This window comes from Methylobacterium sp. J-118 (genome assembly GCF_057836565.1).
The window spans coordinates 1-23921 of sequence record NZ_JBYQFA010000009.1; the positions used below are offsets into that span (position 1 = coordinate 1).

Here is a 23921-nt window from a genome sequence, read left to right on the forward strand (position 1 = left end):
CGGCTTTCGCCGGAAAGAGGCGTCCCCCTTCCAGGGTCACGCTCTAGTCGCGAAGCGACCCGAGCCACGGTCTCGGCCATCCGGTGACGATCGTTGACGCAAGGCAGGAAGCTAGAGGCCCCCGCAAAGACGCCCGCCCGGCTAAAGCCTCCTCCCCAGCTCTAAAGCGGACCCCCAGAAGACGGCCCACCGGCTCAGTGCCGGTCCCCCGCGCTGCGCTACCCCCGCGCCGTTGGCGCCTCCCGACTATCAAGACAGCAAGAGGGCCGTGCCGGCCCCGGCCGTCAACACCGAGCGGGCCTTGGCCCGTGTCCGGCGGGCATCCCCAGCCTTCGGCTCGAAGACGAGCCTGGCAGGCTGGGAGATACCCCTACCCGCCGGACAGTGTTGACCGCCTCCCCACGCTCATTGGCGCTCGGCCTAGCAGGGTTGCATGCGCAACCCTTTAGACGAGAGAAGAACAGTGAAAAAGGACATCTATCAGACCGTTACCGACAGCATCATTTTCAGCCTAGAGCAGGGCGTCAGACCTTGGACGAAGCCATGGAGCAGCGGCAACACGTCCGGCAGGATCATCCTGCCCCGCCGCAGCAACGGCGAAGCCTATCGAGGTATCAACATTTTGATGCTCTGGGGCGCGACCATCGACCGGGGCTATGGCTCACCGACATGGCTCACCTACCAGCAGGCGACCGAACAGGGCGGACAGGTCCGCAAGGGCGAAACCGGTAGCAAGGTTGTCTATGCGGGCAGCATCACCCGGACCGACGAGAGCGCGGCACCGGGCGCGGACAGCGAACAGCGCATTCCCTTCCTGAAATCCTACACCGTGTTCAACACGGAGCAGATCGACGGCCTAGGCGACCGCTATCCGATCCCGGACGCCGAACCCCTGCCCACCTTCGAGCGGATCGAACGGGCGGACCAATTCACGGCGGCAACCGGAGCAACCATCCAGCATGGCGGCAATAGGGCCTTCTACAGCCCCCACGTCGACGTGGTGCAGATGCCCGCCCCCGAAGCCTTCCGCGATCCTCCGGCCTATTACTCGACCCTGATCCACGAGCTGACGCACTGGACCGGACACACGACCCGCCTCGCCCGCGAGTACGGCAAGCGGTTCGCAGACAAGGCATATGCGTTCGAGGAGCTGATCGCGGAGCTAGGCGCGGCGTTCCTGTCCGCCGCGCTCGACCTCACCCCCGAACCCCGCGAAGACCATGCGGCCTATCTAGGCCACTGGCTCGACGTGCTGAAAGCCGACAAGCGGGCCATCTTCACCGCCGCCAGTCAGGCGCAGCGCGCCGCCGACTTCCTGTCTGGAAAGGAGGTGGCGTGATGGAGGACCGCATCAAGGAACAGCTATCGCTCGACTGGCAGGGGATTCCTCTGTCGGTCAGCTACGAGGGCGACTGGATGAACGGCATTGGCAACGTCTCGCATATCGAAGTGCGCAGCCCGGACCAGCAGCCGCTCCCCATCACCTCGACCGGATACCGCTCGATATTCGTCTCCCCGGAAATCCTCACGGAGTGGGGCGGCCCCCTGCCCTACGTCACCGCCATGCTCGAAGCCGAGGCGAAGCGGCCCGAGTGGATCGCGGCACAGGCCAAACGGCAGCAACTCACCCTGTTTTAGAAATCGGCATCAGATCCCCGGCATCATGCCGGGGACTTCGCCAGAGGGAAGCCAGAGGCCCCCGCAAAGCGCGCCCGCCCGGCTAAAGCCTCCTCCCCCGCTGTAGGCGGACCCCAGGAGACGGCCCACCGGCTCAGAGCCGGTCCCCCGCGCCTGTCGGCTACTCCCGCGCTACGCGCCTCCCCGTTCATAGAGGTATGCCTTTATACCTCTATACCCCTATTCATGTTCTTTGTTCGATCGCGCCGCAGGCACGATCCTCCCTTGCATCGTTCTTCGTCCCGATCGCGTTCCCCGCACCGCTCGCACGGAGCGGAGAGCAAGGGCGGCGATAGCCGGGACCGGAGCCACGCGCAGCCCCGGACCTATTCTGGGGCGAGCATGGCGAGGCCCCACCCCTTGCCGGAGCGAGCACGGCGGTACGCTTGCCGCGTAAGGGTGAATGACCGGCCGACGCCAGTCGGCACCATTGGCGCGAAGCGCCATGACCGCCGGAGCGGTCCCCAACCGAGACCCCAGACGCTGCTCGACCTGCCCAGTTAAATTGGCAGCAATCAATCTCTGTGACTTGATTGCAGCACTCCCAAAATTTTAGTCGTGTTGGTTTGTGCCAACTTGGCACCTGGCCGGGCTGCCTTTTTTCGGACGCACATGCAGGCTCTTCAATGCTTGTAGGCGAATTATAATTGAGACTGTTTTGATGAGGTTCTTTCGCACGGTATTGGATACAAATCCCGATTTGTCAGCTAGACCGGAGGAGAGTGCTAGGCACGCTGGCGCAGGATTTCTCGAAATCCTGCAAAACCACTGGATAGTTGAAATATCAGCGGTATTACTGTTTCTTTTGTTTTATGAAATACTTGTGAAAAGATCATTTGAATTTTTATCCGATAAATGGAAAGCCAGACATTATAAAATATCTGGCAATTATATTGCATATTATGAGGATTTTTCGAAAGGAAACGATATAAAAATGTATTCATTATTGAAGATAATTCAGAAAGGAGCGAAGATTATAGGAGTAAATACGGCTACAGACCTTAGAAGCAGCAGTGAAAGGATTTGGCATCTGGAAGGAGAGCTTTTTCACGGGCATTTAATGGCTGGTACATATAAGGAGGTGGGACATAGAGATAGTAGAAGTGTAGGATCTTTTTTCTTGGCACAAAAGGAAGGTGTAATGGATTTCGATGGCTATTGGAGTGGCTGGGACGAAGAAAACCACAAAATAAGTAGTGGACAATATATCCTTAGAAGACGTCCTGGCAAGTTATATTTCAGCGATTTTAAGCCTGAGCATAGGCCGCGTGTAGCGCTATTGTCCGAGAAGGCTTTTGGTCACCGGTATTTTGAGTCTGGAATTGAGCCTAAGTTAGAAAGTATTCCCAATGCTAAATTGATCGTTGTAAGGCAACACAAAAAAGGTCAAATTGTCGGCTTTAGCCTAAGTTACATGTTGCCAGCGACCAAACTTCATGAATTTATTTTTAACGATAATATTTTATCTGATGTGGTGCAGAAAGAAATAGAGCAGCAAGTCACTGATGATATTGCTACGTCTGATATTACCGGTAAAATAGGTATCATACAGACAATATGTATTTCAGACGAAAGCAGAAATAGAGGGGTGGGAAAAGATTTATTTGATTTTACGGAACGGCAGTTAAATAAATTCCGGCCGTCTCTTATAATGTCCCCTGCTTGGAACGTAAATGGTCAAATGAATGCGTCTCGAATTATGGAGAGCTTTGGCTATTCAGACTCCATAACAATCAAGGGATATTGGCAAAGGGCTTGCGACGATAAAAAATTTATTTGTCCTAGCAGAACCAATAATAGCTGCTCATGCGCTATGTCTCTGTTCAAAAAGAACCTTTGAAGCCCACCAATTTAGGCCGTTTGACTGCCCTTCGTAATAGGCAACGAGCGCATACTTATCATCGATCAGCCTGGTCGGCAGAGCTTTGTTTTCAGTTATCGCTGTGACCAGCCCTGTCGTCAGTCCGGCAGAGCTGCCCGCCAGGCTGCTTTTCATGGTGCGGCGGCACTGATTCACCGTTTAGCGGCCAAAGACCCCTCCCAGCCTTCGCCATGACGCAAGCCAGGGCATTTCCCGGCGGCAGGCCCCGCGCAGCGTCGTTTTCCGTCACCGGACCGGCTTAGAAATCACCCACCATTCACATCATGGCCGGGTGACCAGGCCAGGCACAAGCCAACCCCTAAAGGGGCGCTCCGGGGGTGTCCCCAGCCTTCGCCCGGAAGTGCCGGGCTGCCAGGCCGGGCAATACCCCTCCCCCATCGCGAACTTGCACCTGTCCCGGCCGCCCGGACTAAGGCACGATGTCATGGCGGGCGATCAAGCCGGCCAATAACAAAAGGAAACGACCATGAGCGAGTCCACATCCAAGAAACAGCCAGACTTCAACGCGTATTTCGTGCCGGATCGCGAAAACCCCTACTGGACGAAGATCGGTGCGGCCTGGGCGCACAACGACGGCAACGGGTTTAATCTTCGCCTCGACTTGCTGCCGAACAGTCCCGGCGAAATCGTGCTCCGCACCAAGAAGCCGAAAGACCAGCAGGGCGACGAGGGCGGCGCGTAAGCGCCCCCTCTACCTTGTTAGGCGGGTGAGAATGGCGCATCTTTGCCGTTCTCGCAGATCGAGGCTCCCACTATGGCCCGCAGTTCCCGCACGAGAGAAGCAGCCCGCCGCGCATCCTTCGGAATGGCCGACCGGCTGAAACGGCAAGCCGATCCCTCGCAGCCTGCAAAGCCCGCCCGCTCACGCAAGGCGGCCCCGGATCGGGCTAAGGCACCGCAGCCCGCCCCGCGTAAAGCGTCCAACCCGTCCCGACCCGCCCATCAGCGCCACCAGCTTACGCCGTTGCACCGCGCCCAGGAGCGGCAGGAACGGGCAGACATGGCCGCCGAGCGCGGTAAGTTGGGGCGGTTGCAGGAGCGGACCCGCACCGACTTCAACCGGGAGGCCGATCGCCGCCGCGATGCCACGGGACGGATCAAGCATCAGCGTAAGCATGACGCCAGCCAGAAGGTTATTCGGCGCATCGAGGATCACCGTCGCCGGACCATGCAGCGGCAGGCCGATCAACGGCGCGAGCAGATGCGCCGCGAGTTCAACCAGAAGGCAGACCGTCGCCGCGACGAGGGCCGACGTGTCGAGCATGCCCGGAAGCAGGCGGAACAAACCGCCCGGCAGAAGGAGCTACAGCAGCGGGCAACCGCCGTCGTCAATCAGGAGCAGAAGCGCCAGCAGCAGGAGCAGAAAGTTACGCATCGCCGGATGACGGACGAAATGCGGACCCGTCACGCCGCCGCCCGACCTGGTTTCCATGACGCGAAGGCCGAGGCCGATAAGCGGCTGCACCACGCCCTCACCAACTCACACGAGAGGCAGGACCGCGAGCTGAGCGACTTCGACGGCCGCCGCAAAGGGCTTGCCGGTCGCGTTGCCGAGCTGATCCCCGGCCGCCGTGCCGAGAACGACCGGCAGCGCGAAGCCATCGTGCAGCGGCATGAAACGGAGCGGCACAAGACCAACGTCGATCATGCCAATTTGCGGGAGCGGCAGGACCAGCGGGAGCAGGCCGGGCGCATCGACCGCATGAAGGAGCAAAAGGCCCTGTTTGAGATGATCCGCGACGAGCGGGAGCGGATGACCCGCGACCATGCCGCAGACAGGCCCCGCCAGATCGAGGACCGCGCCCGCGTCATCGAGAAGACCGACCGAGAGAATGAACAGAGGCGCGAGCAGGAGCAGCAGGACCGGCAGGCGCAGCCCCGAGGGAATGTCCGTCCCACTGAGGATTTTGGACGCGCCGCCCCGGAGAACCGCGAAGCCCCGCCAGCGCGTGAACCTACCCCGGAAGATAGCCGGGAGGCGTCTGCATCCCGCGAAGCCACAGCCGATCGGCAGGAGGTGTTTCGCGAGGCTGCTAGGGATATACCCGCCGAACGGGAGTTGGAGCGGGCGTGAGGCGTAGCGTCGATGGCGGAAGACGATGCGGAGCATAAGAAGGCGATTGGCCACGCCATCCTAGAGCAAGCTAGACGAGAAACGCCGTTAAGAGTTCTTGATGGCCGTCTCGCTGGAGATGCTGAGTATGGAATTATCTTTAGAGAGTGGACTAGCCCTGATGGACGCCCTTTAGATCAGGAAAGAGTAAAAAAAGCTCAGCTCCTTTTACATGCCGTTGGCTGGGGCGATAGATTCAGTTGCCCAAAACCTGAGGACGTAAACGCGATCATTCGCGACTGCATAGCACTTCTTAGCAATGAAGAAGAACGCGGTTTATACAATTTCTACAGACTTGTTCGCGTAGACCGTGAGCCTAAAAAAGATCCGCCACCGCCATCACCTGTTTTATATCGTGACGAACCGATTGAATTTAGCGAAAGTCCTTTGGAAATATCCGCCCTCAGCGGGTTGGATGAAAAGGACCGCGTGGCGCTCGAAAACACAGATTATAAAACCCTTGCCGCCTACGTCGCGCAGCTAGAGGCATTGGACCCTGAATTTGACGCCGAGTTGAAGGCTGCCAGGACCGCGCGGCATGCGTTCAGCCAAGCCGCTAAACCAGCCATGCCGCTGCCGACCGTCGCCCCGGTGCCTTGGTCCGATCATCCACCCGGCATGACGGCCACCGAGTTTGTCAGAAAGGTTTACGCCCCATGGATCGAGGCGGGCGTGTTGACGCTCAAGGCTATCGGCGAATGCGATCCTGCCCTTTACAGGGCTTACAGTAACCGTGCCCATCGCCACCCAGACGAGGCGGTTGCCTTGGCTAAGACAACCGACCCCCGTTTCATGGCCAACCCAGAAGAAGCGATAGAACGCTACCGGGCGAATGCACGGGCAGCGGGAGCCAAACACCGGGCGAAGCGTGGCGCATTGACGCAGGGTTGAGAAAACCAAACGAACGCACTTTTACACCAGCCGTGACCGTCCGATAGTGCCCTTGTCGTGCGGCACTCGGACGTGTGTGGTTTCGGCCCTCATGCTCGGTTGCCGCACGGCACGCACCTTCACGACGGAGCGTCGTCATGAGCAGCTACAACAAGGGTTTCCAAGATCAGGGGACCACCCGTCCCTATCCGAAGTTCGACAACTACATGGCGCAGCAGCAATACAACAAAGGCCGTGAGGCTCCGCCTCCGCCTCCGCCGCCGCGTCCGGTCACGATCATCAAAAAAGACTGACCGCAACGCGGGAGGGGCCACAACGCCGCTCCCGTGTCCCCGCCGTGCGGAGACCGAGCCATGGTCCGCCAACCCGACGAACACATCACCTTTCCAGAGCCGCCCGAGGCCATCACCGGCATTCGGCGGCTCAATTTGTTTCTGCGGATCGGCGCAGCCAGCGCCGTTCTCGCAGCCATCGTATCGGCCGGACCTAGCAGCTTCGCCGGGTCCGGTTCGACGTGTTCCCCGGCCATGGCTGCCGAAGTGTCCGCAGCCCTCGCAGAGCTGGCCCTGATCCAAGCGCAAGAGGACGCCCTACGCCGTCGCCTGGCTGGCCCCGGCATCATCATCCCGAAGGATTTGGAGACCTACCGATGAACCCGGAACTTAGCGCACCTCCGCCCGTATCGGCATGGGGCCGTGTGCAACCATATCTAGGCGGTATAATCACAGCGGGCGCACTTGCAGGCGTCAGCCTGTATGCCCTGCAAATCGTCATGCCCGCTGGCTACAAGCCCATGGAAATCATGGGCGATGCTACGGCTAGTTTCGAGAACCACGAGCTGGCTGGCAAGATGGCCATGCGGCTCGAATACGAGCGTAGCTTGGCGGACGCCCAAGCTCAGGCACAGGCTAAGACCGCGATCGACCAAGTGATGGTTAATGCAGCGATCGTGCAGCAGGCCGACAATCTTTCGGGACTGAGTGTTGCGGCCAGGATAACGGATTTTGCCTGCCTTGCCGGCAAGATGATCGCCGCTAACACTCAGCCTACCGCCCCGGTCGGCTGGCAGCGTCAGAGCCAAGACATCGACTGGCATGGCGGCGCACAGAACGTCGCCAATGCCACATGCGGAGTCGGCAACGACCTCCGGCAGGGTATTCAGGCCAGCTTGTTCGACGCAGGCCAGACCGCCGCTGCCAAGCGGGGCATGTCCACCACGGATGGCTCAGTCAGGCAGGCCAGCACGGTTCAGACCGGCCGCACCGGTCCAGCCGTGCAGGAGGTAGCGGCTCGCCCTGCCGTGCCGCATCGGGAGTGGACGCAGGACCAGCGCGCCCAGCTCAGAGCCTACGCAGAGAAGCAGCCCCGCGCCACGCTGATCCAGTTCGTTGAGGGCATCGACACCGTGCACAACGGCCTCACGCCCGAGTGGTACGACCGCGTTGCGGTCCATCGCTTCGAGCATCCCGAGCAGTAGCACCGTGGCGCTACCGGCCGTCCCGCATCTCCCGCTGATCGCGCATGGTCAGCGGGTTTTTTTGTCCCTCGATGGGTTCAAACAGGCCGCCCATGAGAGCGTCGTCCTCTGCCCCGTAATGCGTCACCCGGTTCAGCACCAGCGGGGGCTTATCCGGGATCAGGACAAGGATGTTGCCTCGCTCGCGGGCGAAGGCCCCCACGACCTCACTAGGCGTCATCAGCGGCCCGCGCTGAAAGTCCTGCGTCTTTCCAAATGCGCCGCCCTCGTTAGAGCCTTTGGAAGTGCCGCCGCCTCCTCCGGCCGTGCCGACCAGCGCAGCGGCAAGATTGGGTGTGTTTGTACCCTTCGACTCCTGCCAATTTCTCGTATCGGAATACTTCCAGCGGATGGCTTCGGTTTCCCCGAGCCGCGCCGATATGTGTTTTGTCGAGGAAAGGTCCGTGTTGCCGAAGAACGTCAACAAACCAGCGTTGCCCATGAAGGTTTCCCAAGATGCCGGATAGTCCCGCATCAGTTGCGGCAAATCCTGAATGATCGGCCAAAGCTTCACGCCGAACGATGCAATCTGTCCAGCCGCCTTCTCAATAGTTTCGTTAGCGCCTATAGCGGCGAACTCATCGAGGCAGAACAGCACTCTATGCTGTCCCTGTTTGATCGGCCCCGTCCTTTCCATGGCATCCATCGCCATGTTGATGAACATGCGGAACCACTTGCCATGCGTCGCCAGACGCAACGCGGGCAGGCACAGGTAGACGGTGATCCTGCGCTCCTTCAAATCCTCAAGCCGGAACGAGGACGTTTTCAGCACCTTCGCCATTTCCGGGCCGTCGAGGAACGCGGTCTGAGTGGCGGCACTCGCTACGATGGATTGCAGCTCCCCCTCACGGATGCCGCCCCACGCCTTGCCGCTTTCGGCGATGAACTCATCCCTATTGCCCGCCATTTCCTCGAACAGTTTAAGCGTTGCCTTGCCGCGCAACGCGAGCAGACGGCGGACCTCGATAAGGTTTTTTTCCTCGGTCTCCTTGGTTGCGGCGACGTAGTAAATCAGCAGGAGAAGCAGGGTCCGAGCGCCCTGCGTCCAGTGTGCGCCCTCGCCCGTCGCCTGCACGATCAGCGCGTCCGCCAGCAGGGAGCATTGATCGAAGAAGCCGTCCTTGGTCACGTCCATTTCGGCCATCGGGTTGAAGCCAGCAGCAGGCAAGGCCGCCGCCTTACCCTTCACCCTGCCCCACGGATCGAGGGCGTAGACCTCGCCCACGCCCGGCGTCATGGGGACCGACCAATCCGAGCCTTCCGCCGATCGGCGCATAGCGGTCAGAGTCGCCAGCTCGCCCTTAGGGTCGATGACGATGCAGCTCCCCGGCCAGAACAGAAGGTTGGGGACGATCAGCGACACGCCTTTGCCTGCCCGACTGCCTGCAACCGTAAGGATATGCCGGTCGTCGTCGTGGCCGTAGTAGCGGCCTGCCGAGTCACGCCCGAGCAGGAACATTCCCGGCTGCCACTCGCACATCTTCGGGCCACCAGGCCGTGTTTCGAGGGCCGCCATTTCATCGAGGGACGGCCATCGGGCAGACGCCCCCGGCTTGTCCGTATTGTCACCGGGCAGGCCACGGGGAAACCCGGCCATCGGGTCCCGTCCATTGGAAGCAGGGGCATCCTTGCCCGAGGGTGCCGCTTGCGCTGCGCCTTTGGCTTTGCCGGTCCAGCCGAACATCGTTCCGCTTCCCCTGTTCTCACCGGGCGGGCCGCCCTATCGGGCTTTGCCGACGATGCGGCAAGGATAGCCGACGCCTTCGCGTCTGCCAGTCCTCACGCGCGCGCGAAAACTGGCAATGGCGCACTTAACCAGAATTACACCGGGGCCGAACTTGGGAAAACCAAGTCCTGCCAGATCGACCAAGGGGCCGAACTGTCTCCCGATGCAATTCTGGCCGTTCCAAGGGTCACTGCGCGTCCTGCGGAGCTTGGTCGGCCATGGGCCTCAGGCTGCGAAGACGCAGCGATGCGGGTCCGAAGGGGACCCTCATTTTGATGGGAGGTGGGGATGCGGATCGTTGAACTTACAGCCCATATCCAAAGCCTGAACCGGTCCAAGGGAAGGTCCGCAACGGCAGCAGCAGCCTACCGAGCATGTGACCGGATCGAATGCGAACGGCAGGGACGGGTCCACGATTACCGGGCCAAAGCAGGGCTTGAGGCTACCGGCATCCTTGCTCCCGTCGATGCGCCTAGCTGGACCCTTGACCGCTCTAGGTTGTGGAATGCGGCCGAGCTTCGAGAGCGTAACGGCAAACGCGGAGCCAATGCCGGAGCATGGAAAGCGGACGCCCTGGTTGCCCGTGAGGTGCTTTTCGGATTTCCGGCCGAGCTATCGGCATGCGCGAGGTTGGCGCTTGTTCACCGGATCGCACGGCACATGGTCGAGGCGCACGGGGTAGCGGTCGATTGGGCCATTCACGCACCCGGCAAGCTTGGCGATCAGCGCAACCACCATTGCCACATGCTGTTCACGACAAGGCGCATGACGGTAAACGGCCTAGCTTCCAAAACCCGCGAATGGAACATCAAGGAGGGCGGCAGCCGGACGGTCAAAGCGTTGCGGGCAACCTTGGCAGCGTTGATGAACGAGGCGCTTGCCGCAGAAGGCCACGGGAATAGCGTCCTAGTCGAGCATCGCAGTTTGAAGGCCCGCGGCATCGACCGGCAGGCGACAAAGCATCAGGGTCCGGGCCGGACGAACGCCAGACGGAACCGGCAGGCCCGCGAGCGCCAAGCTTGGGAACGGGAAGCGCGGCAGGATCAGGCTGCACGACACGACCGGGAACGAACCGAGCAGGCGCGGCAGCAGGAGACCCGTGCCGAGCTGCGCCGTAAGGACATCGACCGCCGCGAAGCCCGTGCCATCGAGCAGGCCCGTCCTGTCCAGCCCGAGCCGACGCGCGAACAGCCAGGCTTGTTCGGCCGCGTGATGCAGAGCTTGACCGGTCGCGATCCTGCGCCTGCCCCTGCCCCGCCCGATCGTGCCGACCATGACCGCAAGGCCGGGGATCTTCGCGAAGCGTTTCAGGCAGAGCGCGACCGCATCCCCGTCGATCACCAGCGTGAGGCGAAAGCCTTGGATGATCGACACCAGGCCGAAGACCGTCAGCTCGATCGCGCCGCGTCATCGAGGATTGAGCAGGACCGAAGCGCGGAATTGGCGGAGCGTCGGCACGAGGTTGATGGCCGGGAGCATGATCGGACGAACGACCATGAGCATTCGCGGACTCATCTTTAAACCCCTATAGGGGTATACCCCTAAACCTCTATCATGTTCTTTGTTCGATCGCGCCGCAGGCGTGATCCCTCCCTTGCATCGTTCTTCGTCCCGATCGCCATCCCCGCACCGTCACGACGAGCGGAGAGCAACAGCGGCCGGAGGCCGGGACCGGAAGATTTTTGCCCTTGGCAAAAATACCGGACCCACCTGTTGCTCGAAGCGAGCGAGGCGGTACGCTTGCCGCGTTCGGAGAAGAAAACAGACCGGCGCAGCCGGTTCAATATTGCGTCCCTTGCGGCCCAATCATGCTTCGGAAATGGTCTTATGTAATATTTAATTTGGTTTGGCTAATCTGGTTTTGTTTTGGTTTGCCAGATGTGTATTTGTTTCACAAATACTCTGGTGAAGGGGTGCCACCCCTTTCAATTCCCCGGCCCGTCCGGGCCAGAAGAAGGACCGCCGATGCCACTGCCGCCGAAGGAGCCAGATGACCGCCGCACCGGCTGGATCGCGTTCCGCGCCAGCCCCGGCGAAATCATCAGCATCCACGGCAAGGCATCGCTTCTCGACCTGTCGGCTTCCGCCTTCGCCCGGCAACGCGCCCTGTCCGAGTTTGTGCTGCCGCGCCGCCGCTCGACCGACCCTCAGGCGGTCGCCACGCTGATCGGCCTCGCCAACAACATGAACCAGATCGCCCGCCACGCGAACGCAGGCCGGGAGCTGCCGCACGACCGCATCATCCGCGACCTCATTTCAAAAATTCATATCGAACTCGACCGTCTCCATGATCCCTTCGATCAGCACGGGCGGTCGGACCTTTAAGGCCGCCGCCGCCTATTTCCTGCATGACCGGACGCCAGATGGCGGCCCCGCCACGACCGCCGATCGCGTGGCATGGACACAGACCTTCAACCTCGGCACGGACGACCCCGAACAGGCATGGCGGCTCATGGCCTATACGGCAGGGGCGCAAGACAGCCTGAAACGCCTCGCCGGTATCAAGGCCACCGGGCGGAAGCTCGACCGGCCGACCTTCGCATTCTCGTTATCGTGGAGTCCTGACGAGCAGCCGACGCAGGCGGAGATGATCGAGGCCGCGCGCGAGGCGTTGCAGGCCCTTGGCCTTGCCGATCACCAGGCCCTCATCATGGCGCACAGCGATACCGCCCATGCTCACTGTCACGTCCTCTGTAATCGCGTATCGGCAGCGGATGGCCGCGCCGCCCCGCTCTCGAAATCGAAGCTGATCCTGTCGCAATGGGCGCAGAGCTACGAGGAACGGCAAGGCCGCATCCTTTGCCGCGCCCGCGTCGAGAACAACGCCCGCCGGGCTGGCACCCGGCCCGGCCGCGCATCGGCCAACCGGTCCCGCCGCTCGACCCGGCCCGAACATCGGGCCGGGGGCCTCGCCCATCCGGCGGTCGCGGCACAGCGCGAGGCGCATGCCGAACAGTTCAGCGCCCAGGCATGGCAGGAGGTGCAAGGCCGCCGCCGCCGCACCGCCGAAACCAAGGCGCTTCACCAGACCATGCGGGGCGGCCGCAAGGCAGCATCCGATCGGCTCCGGCATCAGGCGGAGCTTGCCGCCCATCCGGCCCAGGCCGAAGCAGCCGCGCGCAGCGCGGCGCTTCTCGCGGGACCGACACCCGCCGATGCCCTTGCGGTTCTCACCCGCGACCGCTCGACCTTCACGCGGGCGGAGCTGGAACGCTTTGTCGGCAGGCATACCCCAGACACGGCCAGCTTTGCCGAAACCCTCGCCCGCCTCGATGCCTCGCCCGAGCTGGTCCGGGCCGGGCGCGACGCGCGCGGCCGGGTCCGTTTCACGACCGCCTCGCATCAGGACCTTGAACGGCGCATGGCGCAGCAGGCCGATACCCTCGCCCGCGCCCAGCAGGGGCAAGGCAACGTGCCCGCCCGGTTCAAGGGATGGTCTCTCGCCCGCGATCAGAGCGAGGCGCTGCATCACGTCCTGACCGGCAACCGCCTCGCCTGCGTTTCCGGCGTGGCCGGGACGGGCAAGAGCACGATGCTCGACGCCGCCCGGCAGTCATGGGAGGCGGCCGGGTTTCGTCTTACGGGCATGGCCCTCGCGGCAGAAGCCGCGCACAGCCTCGCCAACGGCTCCGGGATCAAGGTCACGGGGACCGTCCATAAATGGCTGTATCTCTGGGAGAATGGCCGCAATCTCCCCGGCCCCAAGGATGTGATCGTCGTCGACGAGGCGGGCATGCTCGGCTCCCGTCAGACCGAACGCCTGTTGCACTTCGCGGCCAAGGGCGGCGCGAAAATCGTGTTTGTGGGGGACGTGCCGCAGCTCCAGGCCATCGAGGCGGGCGGCGCGTTCCGGGCCATCATCGCCCGCGTGGGCGATGTGACGATCAAAACCGTCCGCCGCCAGAAGCCAGCTTGGATGAAGGCCGCCACCGGCCAGCTCGCCCGAGGCGAGATTGCCGCCGCGCTCGATGCCTACGAGGCGGAAGGCATGATCCACGGCCACGCGACCGGTTCGGCCGCGAAAGCGGCCGTGATCGCGGCATGGGATGAAGCGCGGCGCGCTGCACCCGGCCAGACGCAGATCGTCATGGCCTATCTGCGCCGCGACGTGGCGGAGCTGAATACCCTCGCCCGCGCCTGCCTCCGGCGGTCCAGCGCTTTGGGGCCAGACGTGACCTTGACCACCTCGACAGGCCCCCTCGACCTCGCCCGTGGCGAGCGGATCGCCTTCCAGCGCAATGACGGCCGCATGGGTGTCCGCAACGGGAGCCTCGGCACCATCGAGGCCATGCATGGCCGTACCCTCACCGTCCGGCTGGACGGCGACGAGGCCCGGACCATCACGTTCACCCTCGACCATTACGACCACATCGCGCACGGCTACGCGATGACGATCCACAAGAGCCAGGGCGCGACCGTGGACCGGGCGTATCTGTATTGCTCCGGCAATCTCGACCGGCATGCGGCCTATGTCGCGATGACCCGCCACCGGGACCGGCTTGATATGCACTGGTCGCGCGATGTTATCCCGGACCGCAAGCGCCTTGCCGCGATCCTGTCCCGCGAGCGGCTGAAAGACACCAGCCTCGACTATGCCGAGGACCGGCAGCGGGAGGAAGCCGCCCGCCTTGAGGCAGCCGAGGCGATGCGCGAGCGCGTCCGCCGTCGCGCCGCCGCCTTTGCCGCCCGTGAAGAAACCCGCTCCGGCCGGATGGAGAATGCCCGCAGCCTGCTTCCCGGCAACGCGACCGCGTTGCAGATCGCCCGCCTCGCCTTCGACGCGGCCGAGCGGACCCGCCTGTTTCGTCACCGGCAAACGACCTTGCGGCAATGGGCGCGGCGCGTCGTACCGGCCTTATCGGCCGCCCCGCCCCGGATCGTCCCGCCGACCGACGCGGAGCGCCGCAGCGCCATGCAGGCGCATGATGCGGCGATCCTTCGCCACCATCAGGACATGCAGGCACGGCATGCGGCCGAACGCTTGGACGAGTCCGCCAGCCGCCGCAGCTTACAGCGCGAGGCCGCCACCAACTGGCAGGGCCTCGCGATGCGCCAGCTCGCAAGCAGCTATCTCGCGAAATGGTCCGGCTATCTCGGCCAGGCGTGGCGGGCGGCCCACCCCGTCACGGCCAACGACAACGCGCCCGACCGTCCGCCGCCCCGTCGAGGTCCCCGACCGGTCTAACGGCACCTTTCCCCCATTTCCCGTTCGCGGTCTTCCTGATTGTGCCGCCGCTCGGACTCGCCTTCTTGCCGCTCGATCGTGGAACGGGCGCGCTCACCTACGGCGACGCGTTCGGCATGCGCCTTACCGATGTTTTCCGTTGCGATTATTTCCTGCCGCGTATTCTCGGACAGGTTCTCCCAGTCGGGCGGCTCCAACCTCCTGGGGGGTTCGTTGAACATGTCGGTGTGCGGGCGATACGGCTCATCGCGGTCGGTCACGGCACGGCTCCATCGCGTCCGAAACGACCGGCAGAGTCCGGCGGTCACGGCCGCCAGTCAAGATCAAGCCCTATGCCCCTACAGGGGCATAGGGGTAAAACGGTACGGCGGTATAGGGGTAGGAGGCGACTCGATCCCGTGATAAGCTTGGCCGTATGAAAACGATCGCCCTTGTCACTCAGAAAGGCGGCTCCGGCAAAACGACCATCGCCGCGAGCCTTGCCGTCGCAGCCGCCGAAGCCGGAGAGCGCGTCCTCGCGCTCGACCTCGATCCGCAAGGGTCGCTGATCGCATGGAGCAACGACCGCGAGGCGGACACGCCGACCGTCGATCAGCTCGACCAGGGCCGGTTGAACAGCCTGCCCGAGCTGATCCCGAGCCTCGAAAAGGCAGGGATGACCCTGCTGCTGCTCGACTGTCCCGGCATCGCCTCGACCGCCACGACCCTAGCCATGAAAGCGGCCGACCTCTGCCTGTTACCGGCGCGGCCGACCCTTATGGACATCCGCGCGGCGAAGCCGACCGTGCAGACCCTCATGAGCCTCAAACGGCCCTTCGCCTTCGTCCTCAACCAATGCCCGCCGTCACGCACGAGCGGGCGCACGACCGACGCGGGCGAGGGCGTCCGCATGATGGGCGCGCTCGCGCCCTCCATGCTCGGCTACCGCGCCGATTTTCAGGACGCCATGGCGGCCGGGCTCGGCGTCACGGAATACGCCCCCGACAGCAAGGCCGCCGACGAAATCCGCCAGCTCTGGGCCTGGACCGCCAAACAACTCACCGAAGACAGGAGCCACCATGCCGCCGAAGCGGAAGTCATTTCTTGATCAGCTCGCCCAAGAAACGCAGCCGCAAGCTGAGCCGGTCCGCATCGAGGCGAAACCGAGCAACACCAACGCCGCGCCAGCGGCCCGCGCGCCGTCCGACAAGTTCAAGTCGAGCGTCTATCTGCCGCCGGACGTGATGGACCGCTTGCGGGAAATCGCCTTTCACGAGCGGTGCAAAATCCACGACCTGTTTCTTGAAGGCATAGACCGCGTGATCGAGGGCAGGGGACACCCGGAGCGCGCCCGGCCGAAAACGTGATCGTGATGCTATAGGGGCATACCCCTATAGGGGTACAGGGGTATAGTTCTGAATTATGCCCTGAAAGATTTCATTTCTGGCTTTCGTCCGCATAAGCTAGGCTGGACGAATCATGCACAAGGAAACCGGGAAAATTCTGGTCCTAGATTTGCAGCCTCGCAATCCGAACGAGGCGACGAAGCCCGCCGAGTTAATTCAGATTACCGGCCACCAGGAACTGACCCTCAATGCCCGCCGCGCCATAACCATACTTTGGCACAACGCCCATATGCAGGGCGTCGAGGCCGGGAAAGACTATTCGATCGAACTCGATATGCTGAAAGCGGACGGCCATAAGGGCTACAGCCGCATCGAGGACGTCATCACGGCGTTGATGAAAACCGTCATCACCGTGAAGCTGCCGAACGGCAAGACGCGCAACGTCCAGCTCCTCGGCGGCAACGACATGGACGACCCCGACCGGCGGGGCGGCGTCCTCACCTACAGCTTCGACAAGCGCCTGGTCGAAATCCTTCGGGCGTCCACCGTCTGGGGCAAGATCAAGCTGCCCGTGCTGATGGCGTTTTCGTCCAAATATTCCGTCAGCCTGTACGAGAACATCGCACAGTGGACCGGCCTCGAATTGAAGCAGTCGCATCAGTTCACGCTCGACCAGTTCCGCGAAATGCTCGGCGTCATGCCGGGCAAATACAAGACGTTCGGCGAGTTGAACAAGCACGTCCTGAAACCGGCCGTGGACGAGATCAACGCACTCGCGCCGTTCACGCTCGGCGTCCTGCCGGTGAAGCAGGGGCAACGTGTCGTGGCCGTTCAGGTGCTATGGATGACCAAGGACGCGGAAGCTCTGCAACACGCCCACGCCGAGGCGGAGCGGCCCAGGGTCGGCCGACGCGCCCGCATCAGCGGCACCGTCGAGGCCGTCATGCCGCCCGTCCCGTCCGTGCAGCGGATGCTCCGGCGGGATCGCCTGCGGCGCACCTCCAAAACCTCATAGTTCGGCCGCCTCCAATTCCTCATAGCTGGCGACCGCCCCATTCCTAAGGGAAGCCTCCGCCTATCGTGGCCGCGCTCCAATCCTTCATATCTGGGAGCCGCAAACCCAAGGAAATCCGCCGCCTACAGGGGATTCCTCCCATCCTTCATAACTGCGCGCAGCCACCGGCCGACCTTCGGCTCCGGGGCGGTATGCGGTCCGGCCATTTCCTCCATTTCCTCATAGTTGCAGCCGCTCGGGCGAGGTCTGACCGGCAAGGGAGGGGCAGGGCGGCCGCGCCTCCAATCCCTCATAGCTTCCCCCAATCCCTCATAGTTGTGCCTCGATCGGGCGTCAGACAGCTCGGCTATACAGAACGCCGACCGCCTCCAATCCCTCATAGTTCGGCCTCCGAATCCTCATTCCTCGCCTCCGAATCCTCACAGCCGGAGGCAGTTTTGCCTCCAAAACCTCACAGGATTCCCCACATTCCTCATAGTTAACCATCTAAGTGGCTGATTTTGCTGTCTGATCGGCCATAGAACTTAGAATCTTAGAATCTAGAATTAAGAAGAAGGGAAAAAGAGGGGACGATGCCTTCCGGCCCGCGTCCTAGTCACCCATGGCGACCGGAGCCTGTAGTCTCCGCCCATGCGGGTGACGGCCGCTATCGCAGTAGCGCCCTAACGGGCGCAATGGACGGCCTTCGGCCGACTTCAAAAAAGTGGGGCCGCTACGCGGCCATGCGGAATCGGCCTAACGGCCGATGCTTTGATGTCCCGGCCCTTGAGCCTAGCAGCGTCCTCCCCCGGTCAACGGCTTCGCCGTCCTTCGCTACGCTCCGGCCCTTCGGGTGACTCGGGGATGCGGGCGCTGCTCTCCTGAGGCCATCGGGACGGGGTAGATCGTTTCGCCCCTACGGGGCGAGGTTCGTTCCCCCTTCCGGGGGAATCGAACAGGGTAGAGGGGCAGGCCGTACAGAGGGCCGCCAACGGCTCGGCTATGCCGATCCGCTGACGGTTTTATCAGCCCTAGATTCTGAAACAGCAGCGCCAGGCCCAAGCGAAGTAAAGGTGCCTACGGATAGGAGGTTAGTGCTATGCATAAACCTTGCACCCGCATAACAACTTCCCTACCATGGCATAAACAACAGTATAGCCCGAAATGGTTACGAAGAATCTAGGCGGCCGACCGCCGATCCCGCCCGAGGCCCGCAAGGTGAATCTCACCGTGCGGATCGCGCCGCCGCTTGCCGCCGCGATTCAGGCCCGGCCAGGCTACGGGGCGCGCGTCGAGGCCGTGTTGCAGCAGGCCATGGAGGAGGGGAAGCTATGAGCCGACAGGAACGAGAGGCATGGCAGGCCGCCTTGGACGAAGATCCCGCATTCCGCGCGGCATGGGACGCGTGCAAGGCCCAGCTCGCCCGCGATAGCCTTTCCATCCACCAGGGCGTCCACCCGACTGGGCAGGCCCTCCGGGAGGCCGCCCGCGCCGTCTATGTCGCCGCGGGCCTCGACCCGGAGCGCGCCGACGCAGCACCCGACGACGAATAGGGGAGGGGACCCATGCCGCCGCTACAGGTTGAGAGCGTCACGGAGACGGCCGACATGCTGGCCTTGCTCCGCGAAGCCCCGCGCCGCCGCGTGGTTTCGTATCTGGTCCTGCCCGATGGTTTCGAGGGGCCGTGCGTGTGCGAGTTTCCGGGCGAGGCGTTGCAGGGCAACGCCCGCGTCGTCGCGATCATCGGGGAGGGCGGCACCGCCCGGCCGGTCCTCGATCAGGCTTACGAGGCCGACCTTGCCAAGGACGGCCCGGCTTGGGAGGCCCTGCCGCTCCGCTACGGCCCGCATTGCTCGATGTGGGTTCTGCCTGACCACGCGAAAGCGCCTGCCGCGCCCGGGGCCGTCTAAATCGGGCCGCTGACCCCGAATTTCGCGCGGCCTGATAGCCTCCGGCTGTTTTAGGCCACTACCCTAGTCAAAATCCCGTAGACCACTCCACGGGCCTCAAAATGGAATGTCATCCTCAAGCTGCCATCGCGCCCGGCTCTCCTCGGCCGTTTCCGGGAACAGGCAAGGGTGCGTTTCATCCTCTAGCCGCTCAAGCTGATTTAAAAGCCCTTGTTCAATAAGGGACCACATCAGACGCCGCGCACGGTGCCAGTCCGCCAGCTTGAAGCCGTCGCCTTCCCGCGTCAGGTGAACCGGGCGGCCCAGCTTTTCGCCCCTGTTAAACGGGTCCATTTCCGCCTTGTACGCCAGCCAGCCGGCCAGCGTTGCCAGCTCCTCCGGCACGTCAAAACAGAAGCGATAGGACCCCCGGCCGCCTTTTGTCTTTTTTGCGCGTCCGGATCGCCCCCATTTCGGCAAACAGGGTTTTGACCTCGGCCATAACTTCCGGGTCCGGGCGCTTCGGTTTCTCAGGCACAGGGGATTCCTCCCGCTCTCGACCCGGCTATAGTCGATCGGCTCGGGGCCGGAGCCAAGCACATGTCTCTGCCAATCATCACCGATGCGGACGACCTTTTGCTCATGTTGCGCGACGACCCGCGCCGCCGCGCCGTGGCTTACAGCTCCATCGCTGACGCCCCACGCCGGCCATGCGTGTGCGAATATCCCGGCGAGCGCGTCGAGGGAGTCGGGCGCATCCTCGCCGTTATCGAGGCGGGCAGCGCGGACGACCTGCTACACGCCGCCACCGACGCGGACGTGCGGCGCGACCTCGAAGCCTGGGCGGCCTGTCCGATCCGATGCCACCCCTGCACCTGGTCGACCTTTTGGGTACTTCCCGACCACCCGGAGGCGCGCAACGCGCCCCTACCTCCCCAGCCGGACCTAGGGACGGTCCATCGAGGATGACGCGCGAGCGCATGACGGCCGACGAGGCCGAAACCGTCTGGCAGCTCGCCCAGCTCACCGGCCGCCCGGTCCGGGAGATCATGCGCGCCATAAGGCGCGGCCCGCAGGCAGAAACCCGGTTCGCAGTCGCGGTCCTGCTGGCGACCGGCGAATGGGATTGGCTGGACGGCGAAACGGGGGAGTGGCGGACCGACCGCGTGAAGCAGCAGGGGAAGCTGCTCCGCTATGCAGACCTGCTCACCTAGGACAAGCCTGCAGCAGACCTTAGGATATCACTCAGAAAAGACCTTCTTCCGCAGTTTCGGACCGGATATTCGCAACGGAGGAAGCCTCCACCCACGAAGCCGCTTCAATCCAGTCAATCAACCGAGTTTTCAAACGGTCTAACTGGATTTTGCGAGCGGCTGACTTCTATCACCTTACGAGTTGCACGGGCAGCTCGCATATTCCGCGAGGTCATGCCTCTGCGTTCTTGTAAGTTGCACGACTTGAAAATGTAGGGAGGCGGATTCATGAGCGTTGTGGCTGAAATTCTGCAGAATATAGGCGCGTTTGCCAAAGCTTCCGTAAGTTTTTGCGAAATAATCGAGCGGAACATGAACGCCTATTATAAGATGAAAGATAAGATTGCCGCTAGGAGGCAGATCGAAGCTACTGACTCAGTTTTGAACTTGTTTCCTCAGATATTGTTTTTAAACGGGGCTTTCGTTGCATCGATGCCGGTGGGAGTCGATGGAGCTGATAGCTTCGCCAAAACGCGAGATAACCCGACCATAGAAAAATTTGAAAGAATGCTGGGTGACATAGAAAAAACTTTCGACCAGCAAGCCCCTAAAATCAATGGACTCGGTAGTGACATGGTTTTTTTGTTCAAGCAACAAATTGGGCTGCGAAGGACATTGCTTGAGCGTGTTAAAAGCGGCGAGATAATTCCTCGGGACCAAGTGCAGGATATTCAGGATAGACTTAAGCCGATTGAGGATGTTCGTCAGAAATTTTCAAATCTTGAGTGGAAATACAGAGACGACTGTATTCGCGAGGCCGCGGCGGCGAACCCTGTACTCACGGACAAAGACCTTGCTCAGCGGCTTGATGTTCCTGACTTAGTAGTCCGCGGTGCGCTACGCCGCCGATTAGAATAAAGTATCTCCGCAATCGATGACCGAGCTGAAAGCCATTTGCGACCGCGCAGAAGGGACCGTTTTCGAGCGATTTCCCGGGGATGCCTAACTCCTTGGAGGAGCAGGGACCGGATCGCCCAAAAACGAGCGCTTTAAATTGCGAATTGCCTTTGACAGCCTTTGGCAATCTTTGCCATGATAAGCGAGGAGGTGCCGCCATGGCGACCATGAACGTATCGCTGCCCGATCCGATGAAGGCTTGGGTTGAGGCACAGGCCGATACCGGCCGGTATGCCAACGCGAGCGATTATGTGCGGGACCTGATCCGTCGCGACCAAGATCGCGCTGGCAAGGTTGCCGAGCTGCAGGAGCTGATTGACGCCGGCATGGCGAGCGGCCCGAGCACCCGCACCCCTGATGAAATCCGCCAGCTCGGCCAGGAGCGTCTGGCCGCCATTCAGGCGGAATGACCTACAGGACGACGATCGAGGCCGACGAGGACATTGCCGGCGCCTACGTCGCCGGCGCGTTGCAATTCGGCGTCGACCAGGCGGAACGCTACCAGGATGGGCTGTTCGCCGCCTTCGGGCTCCTCGCCAGCCAGCCGCGGCTGGCACGGCTGCGCCAAGAGTTCACGCCGCCCGTCCGCCTGCACCCCTACCAGGCGCACATGATCGTCTATGTCGAGGAAGGGCCCGGCGTGCTAATCATCCGCGTCCTGTATGGACGGCAGGACTGGGAAAGCGCGCTTGCATGAAAATAGTTACGCCTCTCGTGACACCGAGAGGCAGACGATCATGGCGTCTCAGCTTACCAAAGGGACGTAAGACCGACGGAGCGACTCTAGGATCTGATCTTGAGTGGGCTGGATTTGCTTATACTGAGTAACTTGCTCTTTTACGACCTCTGCCGCCAAGTCATCCATCTCGGTCGATAAAGCTACCAAACCCTTCATCCGGTCAGCATTATCGATGATGCGACGCGAACCATCCGGTGTCTTCAGCGCCATCGCGGCCTCGACGTTACGTGCCAGGTAGTCGAGATGTTGTTGTGTTACTGCCAGCAGCGACAACTCGTTATAGTTAGGGACTATCAGGCGCGAAGCATCGCAGTACCACATCAGCCCCGCTATTTCATAACTGCTAATCTGGATGTCTTTGCCATCATTTATGGCATCGCTCCTGACGTTTTTGCAAAGCCGGATTGTTTTCTTCAATCCGCTCATCGTTAGCGTATCGCGGTCGCTAATGAGCTTGATGTGCTTGAAGGGCAGGTTGAGAAATAGCGAATGATCGCCCTTGTTATATACCTTCACCCCGCGCTCGTGATCGTGTTTGGTGCTCTGGTAGGCCGTCGAGTGGTGCCAATGCGAGGGCACGACATCGATGGCCCGCCGCAGCGAACCACCTGAAATTTTGATCGCCTTCTTTCCGTTTTTATCCACTGTCGCCGCCGGATAGCTATCGGACAGGACTTTTTCTGCTTTGAGCCGCAGCTCCCGCATTTTGTCTTCGAGCGAATAGTAAACCGGCGTAGTGTAAAGGTGTTGGGCCGGGCCGTTTGGATCGTAAGTGAAGAAAGCCGTGTGCAATGTCAGAAGATCGACATCGCTGACGCCTCTGATATGGATTTTGAGTGGGACTGAGCCCTGCAGCTCGAACTCCACTGCGATGTCGTGATCCGCCAGACCTTTTTCGAGTTGCTTGCCAACTCGCGTCGCTTCTTCGATGCCGATGCGGGTATAATCGGGACCAACCTCCTGCATCGCGCCGAGGGTGTATTGGGTGTAGGGCAGGCTTGAGCGCTTTTGGTAGCTCTCCGTAATATCAGCCTTGGCCAGCACTTCCGAAAGAGAGTCCATCGTCAATTCGGTGGGGCGATCAAGGCCGCGCCGACGGGTGCTGAGGCGACCAAGCCGTCCTTGAATATCTCGGGCCATTAGACTTTCCTTGTCAGTTTCATGGTTCCAAACGTAAATCTGCCTTGGCCGTTGAAGTATTCCCCTTCGCCATATTTCAAATCAGGATTAAAGGTTATATCCGCAAATCCTCGATGCGGCTGCAATTCCGGTTGATCGGATCGCGGGTCATTTTTGTAATTATATAGAATTCGGAAGCCATCAACCTCGTCGTGAAACAACGCGGCCGCGATGCTGTTCGAACCAGATTGGGCCGTTTTAAGCCGGATGCGCAGCTTGTCCCAATTCTGTGTGATAACAACTGTGCCTTCCCACTTGAAGCTGGGGGTCTTGTCCGGATTGATAGTTTGCCCGTCGCAGTGCCACTCCCCGGCGAGGTCCGGCACTTTCAGCAATTTATTCAGAGGTCGATACTTCCAGGCGTATTTCGAGAAAATCCAATATAGTCCTGCGTAAATGACGCCCGCACTAACGGGCCACATCACCACACGCGGTATGCGATCGCCGATGCCATAATAATCAAGAATACTGATTATTACTAAGACTAGCGAAACGACCAGCGGTGATATTACTGCGGCGATCGCGCCGATCGTGTGTCCTATCTTGGCGCGGTTCAAGCCGCCGAGGACAGAATACTCATGATCTTGCTGTACCAATCGTCGCCCCTGCGAGTTTTAGCCAGATACGAAGAGGTGGGGGCGGTTATTCCGTCATA

At 61.5% G+C, this 23921-nt stretch carries 28 protein-coding genes; 23 read left to right on the plus strand and 5 right to left on the minus strand.

Translation table 11 applies throughout. The annotated features are described in order from the left end of the window. The first annotated feature begins 463 nt into the window (after positions 1 to 463). The 9 genes from AC3IF3_RS30625 to AC3IF3_RS30665 all read left to right on the plus strand — a co-directional run bounded on the left by AC3IF3_RS30625 (position 464) and on the right by AC3IF3_RS30665 (position 8040). Positions 464 to 1339: an ArdC family protein gene (locus AC3IF3_RS30625; RefSeq protein WP_489231770.1), complete on the plus strand. Its 876-nt coding sequence runs from the start codon at positions 464 to 466 to the stop codon at positions 1337 to 1339. Continuing rightward, positions 1339 to 1638, plus strand: coding sequence for a hypothetical protein (locus AC3IF3_RS30630; protein WP_489231772.1), 300 nt, complete (start codon positions 1339 to 1341; stop codon positions 1636 to 1638). Before AC3IF3_RS30625 ends, AC3IF3_RS30630 begins: the two co-directional genes overlap by 1 nt. 700 nt (positions 1639 to 2338) lie before the next feature. Beyond that, complete coding sequence (locus tag AC3IF3_RS30635; RefSeq protein ID WP_489231774.1) at positions 2339 to 3517, plus strand: hypothetical protein; 1179 nt, start codon at positions 2339 to 2341, stop codon at positions 3515 to 3517. 508 nt (positions 3518 to 4025) lie between these two features. Further along, positions 4026 to 4241, plus strand: a complete 216-nt coding sequence (locus AC3IF3_RS30640; RefSeq protein WP_489231777.1) for a hypothetical protein — start codon at positions 4026 to 4028, stop codon at positions 4239 to 4241. 318 nt (positions 4242 to 4559) lie between these two features. Then, on the plus strand, positions 4560 to 5633 hold the full coding sequence (locus AC3IF3_RS30645) for a hypothetical protein (protein WP_489231779.1): 1074 nt from the start codon (positions 4560 to 4562) through the stop codon (positions 5631 to 5633). A gap of 12 nt (positions 5634 to 5645) precedes the next feature. Next, a complete protein-coding gene (locus AC3IF3_RS30650; protein ID WP_489231781.1) occupies positions 5646 to 6563 on the plus strand; it encodes a hypothetical protein in 918 nt (305 codons plus the stop codon). Positions 6564 to 6700: 137 nt separating this feature from the next. Then, complete coding sequence (locus tag AC3IF3_RS30655; RefSeq protein WP_489231783.1) at positions 6701 to 6856, plus strand: hypothetical protein; 156 nt, start codon at positions 6701 to 6703, stop codon at positions 6854 to 6856. Between the two features lie 60 nt (positions 6857 to 6916). Beyond that, complete coding sequence (locus AC3IF3_RS30660) at positions 6917 to 7216, plus strand: hypothetical protein (RefSeq protein WP_489231785.1); 300 nt, start codon at positions 6917 to 6919, stop codon at positions 7214 to 7216. Beyond that, a complete protein-coding gene (locus tag AC3IF3_RS30665) occupies positions 7213 to 8040 on the plus strand; it encodes a hypothetical protein (RefSeq protein WP_489231786.1) in 828 nt (275 codons plus the stop codon). The genes AC3IF3_RS30660 and AC3IF3_RS30665 overlap by 4 nt, the downstream gene beginning before the upstream one ends. 10 nt (positions 8041 to 8050) lie before the next feature. Here the strand turns inward: AC3IF3_RS30665 and AC3IF3_RS30670 are convergent, their stop codons facing one another. Continuing rightward, complete coding sequence (locus tag AC3IF3_RS30670; protein ID WP_489231787.1) at positions 8051 to 9763, minus strand: type IV secretory system conjugative DNA transfer family protein; 1713 nt, start codon at positions 9761 to 9763, stop codon at positions 8051 to 8053. A 330-nt stretch (positions 9764 to 10093) separates the two neighbouring features. On the opposite strand from AC3IF3_RS30670, the gene AC3IF3_RS30675 reads away from it, so the two are divergent. The 3 genes from AC3IF3_RS30675 (at position 10094) to AC3IF3_RS30685 (ending at position 14990) form a co-directional block, all read left to right on the plus strand. Further along, positions 10094 to 11326 (plus strand): MobA/MobL family protein, encoded by a 1233-nt coding sequence (locus AC3IF3_RS30675; protein ID WP_489231789.1) that lies wholly within the window; start codon positions 10094 to 10096, stop codon positions 11324 to 11326. Between the two features lie 444 nt (positions 11327 to 11770). Continuing rightward, positions 11771 to 12130, plus strand: a complete 360-nt coding sequence (locus AC3IF3_RS30680; RefSeq protein ID WP_489231791.1) for a plasmid mobilization protein — start codon at positions 11771 to 11773, stop codon at positions 12128 to 12130. Continuing rightward, a complete protein-coding gene (locus AC3IF3_RS30685; RefSeq protein WP_489231793.1) occupies positions 12093 to 14990 on the plus strand; it encodes an AAA family ATPase in 2898 nt (965 codons plus the stop codon). Before AC3IF3_RS30680 ends, AC3IF3_RS30685 begins: the two co-directional genes overlap by 38 nt. Here the strand turns inward: AC3IF3_RS30685 and AC3IF3_RS30690 are convergent. Then, positions 14987 to 15250: a hypothetical protein gene (locus AC3IF3_RS30690; protein ID WP_489231795.1), complete on the minus strand. Its 264-nt coding sequence runs from the start codon at positions 15248 to 15250 to the stop codon at positions 14987 to 14989. The genes AC3IF3_RS30685 and AC3IF3_RS30690 overlap by 4 nt on opposite strands. 155 nt (positions 15251 to 15405) lie before the next feature. Between AC3IF3_RS30690 and AC3IF3_RS30695 the strand changes: the two genes are divergently transcribed. From AC3IF3_RS30695 to AC3IF3_RS30720, 6 genes are all read left to right on the plus strand, one after another. Then, the gene (locus AC3IF3_RS30695; protein WP_489231797.1) at positions 15406 to 16077 is read left to right on the plus strand and encodes a nucleotide-binding protein; all 672 of its coding nucleotides are present in this window, start codon (positions 15406 to 15408) and stop codon (positions 16075 to 16077) included. Beyond that, complete coding sequence (locus AC3IF3_RS30700) at positions 16049 to 16336, plus strand: hypothetical protein (protein ID WP_489231798.1); 288 nt, start codon at positions 16049 to 16051, stop codon at positions 16334 to 16336. The genes AC3IF3_RS30695 and AC3IF3_RS30700 overlap by 29 nt, the downstream gene beginning before the upstream one ends. 112 nt (positions 16337 to 16448) lie before the next feature. After that, entirely contained in the window at positions 16449 to 17330 is an 882-nt protein-coding gene (locus tag AC3IF3_RS30705) for a replication initiation protein (protein WP_489231799.1), read from the plus strand. Between the two features lie 1143 nt (positions 17331 to 18473). Continuing rightward, positions 18474 to 18644: a hypothetical protein gene (locus AC3IF3_RS30710; RefSeq protein ID WP_489231801.1), complete on the plus strand. Its 171-nt coding sequence runs from the start codon at positions 18474 to 18476 to the stop codon at positions 18642 to 18644. After that, on the plus strand, positions 18641 to 18862 hold the full coding sequence (locus AC3IF3_RS30715) for a hypothetical protein (protein WP_489231802.1): 222 nt from the start codon (positions 18641 to 18643) through the stop codon (positions 18860 to 18862). The genes AC3IF3_RS30710 and AC3IF3_RS30715 overlap by 4 nt, the downstream gene beginning before the upstream one ends. Positions 18863 to 18916: 54 nt before the next feature. Continuing rightward, positions 18917 to 19219, plus strand: a complete 303-nt coding sequence (locus tag AC3IF3_RS30720) for a hypothetical protein (RefSeq protein ID WP_489231804.1) — start codon at positions 18917 to 18919, stop codon at positions 19217 to 19219. Between the two features lie 96 nt (positions 19220 to 19315). On the opposite strand, the gene AC3IF3_RS30725 is transcribed toward AC3IF3_RS30720, so the two are convergent. Beyond that, the gene (locus AC3IF3_RS30725) at positions 19316 to 19603 is read right to left on the minus strand and encodes a hypothetical protein (protein ID WP_489231805.1); all 288 of its coding nucleotides are present in this window, start codon (positions 19601 to 19603) and stop codon (positions 19316 to 19318) included. 195 nt (positions 19604 to 19798) lie between these two features. Here AC3IF3_RS30725 and AC3IF3_RS30730 point away from each other — a divergent pair, with 195 nt between their 5' ends. From AC3IF3_RS30730 to AC3IF3_RS30750, 5 genes are all read left to right on the plus strand, one after another. Next, positions 19799 to 20167: a hypothetical protein gene (locus AC3IF3_RS30730; RefSeq protein ID WP_489231807.1), complete on the plus strand. Its 369-nt coding sequence runs from the start codon at positions 19799 to 19801 to the stop codon at positions 20165 to 20167. A gap of 11 nt (positions 20168 to 20178) precedes the next feature. Continuing rightward, positions 20179 to 20412, plus strand: a complete 234-nt coding sequence (locus AC3IF3_RS30735; RefSeq protein WP_489231809.1) for a hypothetical protein — start codon at positions 20179 to 20181, stop codon at positions 20410 to 20412. Between the two features lie 267 nt (positions 20413 to 20679). Next, on the plus strand, positions 20680 to 21309 hold the full coding sequence (locus AC3IF3_RS30740) for a hypothetical protein (protein WP_489231810.1): 630 nt from the start codon (positions 20680 to 20682) through the stop codon (positions 21307 to 21309). A 197-nt stretch (positions 21310 to 21506) separates the two neighbouring features. Continuing rightward, complete coding sequence (locus tag AC3IF3_RS30745; protein ID WP_489231811.1) at positions 21507 to 21758, plus strand: type II toxin-antitoxin system ParD family antitoxin; 252 nt, start codon at positions 21507 to 21509, stop codon at positions 21756 to 21758. After that, positions 21755 to 22045, plus strand: coding sequence for a type II toxin-antitoxin system RelE/ParE family toxin (locus tag AC3IF3_RS30750; RefSeq protein WP_489231812.1), 291 nt, complete (start codon positions 21755 to 21757; stop codon positions 22043 to 22045). The genes AC3IF3_RS30745 and AC3IF3_RS30750 overlap by 4 nt, the downstream gene beginning before the upstream one ends. Before the next feature lie 48 nt (positions 22046 to 22093). Here the strand turns inward: AC3IF3_RS30750 and AC3IF3_RS30755 are convergent, their stop codons facing one another. Both AC3IF3_RS30755 and AC3IF3_RS30760 read right to left on the minus strand, forming a co-directional pair. Beyond that, positions 22094 to 23227, minus strand: a complete 1134-nt coding sequence (locus AC3IF3_RS30755; protein WP_489231813.1) for a nucleotidyltransferase-like protein — start codon at positions 23225 to 23227, stop codon at positions 22094 to 22096. Then, on the minus strand, positions 23227 to 23862 hold the full coding sequence (locus AC3IF3_RS30760; protein ID WP_489231815.1) for a Cap15 family cyclic dinucleotide receptor domain-containing protein: 636 nt from the start codon (positions 23860 to 23862) through the stop codon (positions 23227 to 23229). The genes AC3IF3_RS30755 and AC3IF3_RS30760 overlap by 1 nt, the downstream gene beginning before the upstream one ends. Positions 23863 to 23921: the final 59 nt, after the last annotated feature.